6 protein-coding genes are annotated in these 6,171 nt (G+C 65.2%); all 6 read right to left on the reverse strand.

The window, feature by feature from the left end; all coding sequences use genetic code 11:
* Positions 1–4 precede the first annotated feature (4 nt).
* Positions 5–1,114 (reverse strand): glycosyltransferase, encoded by a 1,110-nt coding sequence (locus tag EOA32_RS04535; RefSeq protein ID WP_128370987.1) that lies wholly within the window; start codon positions 1,112–1,114, stop codon positions 5–7.
* On the reverse strand, positions 1,111–2,205 hold the full coding sequence (locus tag EOA32_RS04540) for a glycosyltransferase (protein WP_128370988.1): 1,095 nt from the start codon (positions 2,203–2,205) through the stop codon (positions 1,111–1,113). The genes EOA32_RS04535 and EOA32_RS04540 overlap by 4 nt, the downstream gene beginning before the upstream one ends.
* Positions 2,202–3,332 (reverse strand): glycosyltransferase, encoded by a 1,131-nt coding sequence (locus EOA32_RS04545; protein WP_128370989.1) that lies wholly within the window; start codon positions 3,330–3,332, stop codon positions 2,202–2,204. The genes EOA32_RS04540 and EOA32_RS04545 overlap by 4 nt, the downstream gene beginning before the upstream one ends.
* A 2-nt stretch (positions 3,333–3,334) precedes the next feature.
* Positions 3,335–4,435, reverse strand: a complete 1,101-nt coding sequence (locus EOA32_RS04550; RefSeq protein WP_128370990.1) for a glycosyltransferase family 4 protein — start codon at positions 4,433–4,435, stop codon at positions 3,335–3,337.
* Complete coding sequence (locus EOA32_RS04555; protein ID WP_095779481.1) at positions 4,420–5,712, reverse strand: TIGR04295 family B12-binding domain-containing radical SAM protein; 1,293 nt, start codon at positions 5,710–5,712, stop codon at positions 4,420–4,422. The genes EOA32_RS04550 and EOA32_RS04555 overlap by 16 nt, the downstream gene beginning before the upstream one ends.
* Positions 5,709–6,171, reverse strand: a 463-nt coding sequence (locus tag EOA32_RS04560) for an NAD-dependent epimerase/dehydratase family protein (RefSeq protein WP_128370991.1), incomplete at its 5' end; no start/stop codon positions are given. The genes EOA32_RS04555 and EOA32_RS04560, both read right to left, overlap by 4 nt.

Here is a 6,171-nt window from a genome sequence, read left to right on the forward strand (position 1 = left end):
CCTGTCATGCTGCACTTTCGACATCCAGATCGAGCACCGGACGTGTCTGTCTTGCCCGCGCCAGCATCGACGTGAACTCTCGTGCCCGAGCAACTCCGGTGTGTCTTTCCAGGACCAGCGAATGGGCCTGCCTGGCCATGGTGAGCCTGGCGCGGTCCGGCTGTCCCAGAAGAATTCCCGTCACATCATCTGCGCTGCCGGCCGTCTGTATCGCCGTAGCCGGAAAGAAACTGTCGAGGCCGGGCCAGCGATCGCTGATGATCGGCGTCCCGCACGCCGCTGCTTCGAAAAGCCGGACGCTGGGCGACCATCCGGCTTCGACCATCGAAGTGCGTGTCACATTCAACGTGTAGCGCTGCCGGCTATAAAATCCGGCATGCTCGGCCGGCGGCAGGTGCTCGATCCGCTCGACATTATCGGGCCAGTCGATATCGTGCGGGTATTGCGAGCCCGCAACCACGAAGCGTCGATCCGGCAGTCGACGCGCAGGCTCGAGCAGAAGCGTTTCCAGGGTCTGTTGCCGATCCGGACTGTAGGTGCCGAGATAGCCTAGATCCCATTTGATCACATTTCGGTTTCGATGGTGCCGCTCGGGGTCGACGGAGCAATAGAGCGGTTCGGCCCGACGCGCGCCGAATTCGAGCTCCAGGCGATGGAGGGTCGGTCCGCCCGTGAAGGAGAAATAAAGGTTGAAATAGGGAATCTGCCGGCGGGCGAGATAGTCGCAGTCATCCTCGGCAACCCTGGCCAGCGTCACCGGCGTGTCGATGTCGTAGAAGCAGAATAGCCCGGTGCACAGTGACGCCAGGTCGTCGATGACCGCCCTGCCTTCGGGCACGAACGAGCCGATGACCACGACATCGGCCTGCTGAAGGTCTCGTTCATGGTTGCGACGGAGCTCGTGGACGCTGTCGTAATAGCGCAAGTCGCAATAATCGGGGTCGCGCAGGTCGCGGTGGTGCGCGTACCAGGGCACGTCGCGTTCGAGGAAGGTGACGCGATGGCCGAGCTCGTCGAGGCCCCGCAGCAGCCCCCGAAACGTCGTCGCATGGCCATTGCCCCAGGAGGAGGACAGAGAAAGACCCAGGAACACGATGTCGAGTGCCTTCGTCATTCTGCAGCCTCCACGGTCTCGCGCTCGAAATGCGCCTTGAAGATTGCGTCAACCCGTTCAGCCCTCAGTGTGTAGGTGTGCTCGGCCAGAACACGCCGAAGCGCTGCCGCCCCGATCGCCTTTGCGCGCCCTGGTGTGAGCGTGCACATGGTCTCGACAACATCGGCGCCGTCCCGCGCCACCAGGATTTCCTCGCCAGGCGTAAGGAACAGCTCGACACCGGCCCAGGCATCGGTGATGAGGCATGCACCGGCGCCGGCCGCCTCGAACACCCGCGTTGCCGGCGAAAAGCCGTTGCTGGCCATGCTGTCGCGGCTGATGTTCAGCACCGCCTTCGGCGTGACATTGAAGGCGTTGTGGTCTCGAGTGCCGACATGGCCGAGCCAGGAGACATTCTCCGGCATCGCCTTGTCGCCCCAGCCTGATCCGCCGAGCAGGAACTTCTGGTCCTCCAGCGCTCCGGCCGGCTCGAGGAAGAAGCCTTCCACGCGGGCCTCGCGGTCCGGCAGGCGATTGCCGAGAAAGGCGAGATCGCAGGCGAAGCGGGGATCTCGGGCGACAGGGAAATGCGTCTCAGGATCGAGCGCGTTGTAGATCGGCACACATTCGGCGGCGCCAAGCGCCCTATAGTCCCACACGACCGGATCTCCGCCGCCATAGGTCAGCACGAGGGCGATCCTTTTGAGCTCCTCGTGGAGAGGATGGCCGGCATCGTTCCGCAAGTCGCTGAGCGTCGCCGGGGCGTCGACGTCCCAGAACACCGTCAGCGCGTCATTGCGGGCGTGGTCGAGCACGGCGCGCAACAGTGCTTCGTCTTCGAAGCCCACACCGCTTGCCTTGACGACGATGTCGGCCTGCGCGGCGCAGCAAGTGACTTGCATCAGCGCATCCGGCGTCGCCTCGTAGACGACGACGTCGCACCAGTCGGGAACCTCGATGTCGCGGTGCTTCTGCCGGTCAAAGGCGTCCGGCTCGTAGAAGACGATGTCGTAACCGCGCCGGGAAAGTGCCTTCAGCAGGCCGCGATAATAGGTGGCGGCGCCGTTCCAATAGGACGACAGCAGGCTGGATCCGTAAAAGGCGATCTTCATGCGGCGGCCTCCCTTGTTGGCACCCCGTCAACCGCATGGCGATTGCCGCATGCGGCGAGTATGTCGAACAATTCGTCGGCGCGGCGCCGGCATGTGTGCCGTGCCAGGATGGTTTCTAGCCCGGCTGCCGCCAGAGCCTTCGCAAGCCCGGTGTCGTGCAGCACGTCGCGCAGGTGCTGGCGCATCTCGGAGCCGTCGCGGGCAAACAGAAAGTCCTTGCCGGGACGGAACAGCTCTTCCACGTCCGACCATGGCGCAGAGACGAGGGGAATGCCGCAGGCCAATGCCTCGAAGATGCGGATCGTGGGAATGCCCGGCAGATGGTCCCGATAGGGTCGGCGCGGGATGTGCACCGTCACTCGATGCCGCGCGAACGCTTTCGGGACGTCGGCATTGGCGATCCAGCCCTCGTGGCGCAAGCCGGCGTCGGCGAGCGCGGCCCGCGCCTGCGCTGGGTAGCGCACCCCGTGAACGGTTCCCGACAGGCCAAGCTCGCGTGCCGGCGCGACGAGGAACTCGTGGATTTCGGCGCTGCGTTCGTCGTCGCCCCAGTTGCCGACCCAGACCAGATCCGATACGGCGTCGACTTCGGGAGAGGGTTTGAACAACCGTTCGTCCGCTGCTTCATGCCAGGTGAAAGCCCGTCGGCCCCAGCCGGCGCGAAGGTAGCTCTCCCGCAACGCCTCGCCGAAGACCAAGACGCCGTCATAGTGCTCCAGGTTCAGTGCCGAGATCGACTGCGTCGCCGACACGGCGCGGTGATGCGTGTCGTGAAACAGCAGCGTGAACTTGCCGCCGTTGAGCTTGGCCCGCCCGATCCGCGCCACAAGATCTGGATCGGTCCATTCATGGACGATCACCACATCCGCCTTCGCAATCCAGGCCTCGTGATCGAAGGACGCATCGTAGGTCACCGGCATCAGCTCGGGAAAATCCTTCCGGAAGCGCTCGACGGCGAAGGGGCCTTGCTCGGCCAGAAGGTTCGAACGACTCCAACCGTCCGCGGGTTCGAGCGCGAGGGCGTGGTGTCCGTTCGCAACAAGCTCGCGCATGATGCCGCGCTGGAAATGCGCATTGCCATGGTTCCAATCGGAAACGACGGAATGGGTGTAGAATACAAAATGCATGCTCAGCGCCCTGCGACGGCCATCGCCGCGCGATCGTAGATTTCACTCATCGCGACCGCCTGCGCCTGCGGCGAAAATTTGCGCGCGCGACGGACGGCGCGCCGGCCAAGCTGACGCCGCAAATTTTCGTCGCGGGAGAGGTGGGCGATGCATCCGGCAAGCGCATGCGGATCGCGCGTGTCGAAGAACATAGCCGCGCCGTCCCAGAGTTCGCGATAGGTCGCGATGTCGGCGAGGACCAGCGGCGCGCCCGAGAGCGCGGCTTCCAGAGCGGCAAGCCCGAAGGGCTCGTAGATCGATGGCGAAACGAAAATGCCGGCCCGCGCCATCCGCTGACGCACTTCGGCATGGCCGATCGAGCCGAGCGCGACGCAATGATCGAGACACGCCATCTGCCCGTCCGGCCCGCCGAGGGGGCCGGCGGCATGGACCGGCCATTCCGTCATGGCAGCCGCGGCATCCAACACAGCCGCGTCCTTTCCTTCATCCCACCAGCGGGCGGCGGCCAGGACGAAAGGCTCGCGGCGCGAGGCGACCGGGCCGGGAAGAGCACTGTTGTGGACGACACTTAGCCGCGCGACCGGCCCGTAGCAGGCCTCAAGCATGTCGGCGTGGCTTCGGCTGGGTGCCACCACAATATCGGCGCGATTGAAACCGGCCCTGTTGCGGTCTTTCTGCCAGGCCCAGCCGTCGGTCGGGACCTGACCGCGCACGGCATGCAGCCACGTCACGACGCAGGAATGCGAGACCACGAGGATGGGGCAGGACAGATCGACCTCGGCCGCCTGGGCCGGAGCGTTAAGATGAACGAGGTCCGCGGCACAGGTCGTTGCAAGCTCGCGAAGCTCGCCGGGCAGGCCGTCGAGATCGCTCTCGTTGCGCGTCATCCAGTCCGGAGGGGTCTCGAGCCAGGCGAGCGTCGCGAAGGACTGCGCTTCTTGTGCCTGCTCCCGAGAAGGCCGAGGCCCTAGCCCGGCCAGCACGACGTTGTCCCCTCGGGCGGTGAGCTCGCGCGCCAGGTCGAGCGAATATCGCCAGACGCCACCGACGGAGTCGGTGGTCATCAGGATGCGCCGCGGGCGATGGATCAATGATTGCAGCATGAGGACTCCAATTCGGCCAGCGCGCGCGGGCGCTGATCCTGGATGTCGCTGAACGTCCTGAACGAAGCCAGATAATGCTCATGCGCGCGCTCCCAGGCGAAATCGTCGGGCTCGCCCCACAGCTCGCGGTAGCTTGGCGAGCTCGGATAGGGATAGAGCGGCACCGGCTCGTTGGCCCAGACACCGTTGTCAATGAGGTGCTTGCGCCAATACTCCACCAGGGCCGGATCGTCCTCGACCACGCCGATCAGATTGGCCTGGACGAAAGGAACATGGCGGCGGGCATCGACCAGCAGCGCGGCCAGTTCCTCAGTGCCCAGCCGACAGCGCTTGGCCAGCATTTCGCGGCCTTCGACGGTCAGGCTTTCCAGGCCAGCTTCGATCGAGACGCAGCCGGCCTCGCCCAACAATTCCAGCAACTCCGGTTTCCAGAGGTCGATGCGCGTCTGAACGCCGAATTGGATATCGCGGTCGACAAGGGCCTCGAGCAGCGCCTTCTGGGGCAGGAAAATCTCGTCGATGAAGTAGATGTAGCCGACGCCCTGGGCCATCAGACCGTCGATCTCGGCGACGACCGCGTCGTGGTTCCTGCGGCGGTAGGCGTCGCGAAAATCGATCTTGGCGCAGAAGCTGCAATTATAGGGGCAACCCCGCGAAGCTTCCACCTCGGCACCGGCGCCCTTCTGGTCCGCGTCGAACCGATGATGGTGGTGCGAATGGGCCGCAATCCAATCGGACGGCCAATGAAGTGCCGGGTGGTCGACGAAGCGGCTGACGCTCACGCCACCGTTGCAGGCCAGCACGCCGCTCTCGAGCCGCGCCGTGTGAGGGACGGCGCTCCATTCGCCGCGCCCGGCAAGCTCCGCCACCACCTCCTCGCATTCGCCGCGCACGACGACATCGACGCCAAGCTTGCGCAGGGTAGGGGCCGGCGTCGCCGAGCCATGCGGCCCGACGGCGGCGGTGCGCCCGCCGCGCCCGGCGAGATGCTTCAGGAATTCTGCCGGCACCCGCAGCTCCGGCGGCGCGCAGCGCCAGAACAGATAGGTCGGCGCGGTGGTCACGACGGTCATTTCCGGCCCGTACGCCGCCACGCGCTCGGCAAGTTCCGCGTTGTCGAGATTCTGCAACTGTCCGTCCAGCATCAGCACGCTGTGGCCGTCGGTCTCCAGCAGGGCTTTGCAGTAGCCAAGCTCCAGGGGCAGATGCGGCTGGCGGCAGCCGAAATAGATGCTGTGTTCATATGTCCAACGCGGGTTGACCAGTGCTACTTTCATGCGACGTACCTCGCCACTTCAGCGTGCGGCTGGAGACGGTGCCGCAACAGCCAGCCGGCAAGGTCGCTGATGCCTTCGCGCCACGGGACATGCGCGCGCCAGCCAAGCGCGGCCTCTATCTTGCGGGTATCGGCGATGAAGAAGGGCTGGTCGCCGGTGCGTTCGATATCCTGCCGGAGCACGATGTCGCGGCCGGTCATGATGGCGATCTCCGACAGGAGCGAGCGCAGGCTGACGGCATTCCGCGGTCCGCCGCCAAGGTTGAACGCCTGTCCCTTGAGGTTTTCGATCCTGGCCAGCACTCCGCGATAGGCGGCAACCGCGTCGGACACATGCAGGATGTCGCGCACCTGCTTGCCGTCGCCATAGATGGTGATGGGCCGGCCGCTGAGCGCGCTGAGGAGGAAATGCGCGACCCAGCCCTGGTCCTCGGTGCCGAACTGGCGCGGTCCATAGATG

The sequence above is a fragment of the Mesorhizobium sp. M1A.F.Ca.ET.072.01.1.1 genome, assembly GCF_004023325.1.
GTDB lineage: Bacteria > Pseudomonadota > Alphaproteobacteria > Rhizobiales > Rhizobiaceae > Mesorhizobium.

Excerpts from the sequence above, each read along its gene's own strand:
- EOA32_RS04555 (WP_095779481.1), bottom strand. The coding sequence starts at position 5,712 with ATGAAAGTAGCACTGGTCAACCCGCGTTGGACATATGAACACAGCATC.
- EOA32_RS04540 (WP_128370988.1), bottom strand. The coding sequence starts at position 2,205 with ATGAAGATCGCCTTTTACGGATCCAGCCTGCTGTCGTCCTATTGGAAC.
- EOA32_RS04535 (WP_128370987.1), bottom strand. The coding sequence starts at position 1,114 with ATGACGAAGGCACTCGACATCGTGTTCCTGGGTCTTTCTCTGTCCTCC.
- EOA32_RS04550 (WP_128370990.1), bottom strand. The coding sequence starts at position 4,435 with ATGCTGCAATCATTGATCCATCGCCCGCGGCGCATCCTGATGACCACC.
- EOA32_RS04545 (WP_128370989.1), bottom strand. The coding sequence starts at position 3,332 with ATGCATTTTGTATTCTACACCCATTCCGTCGTTTCCGATTGGAACCAT.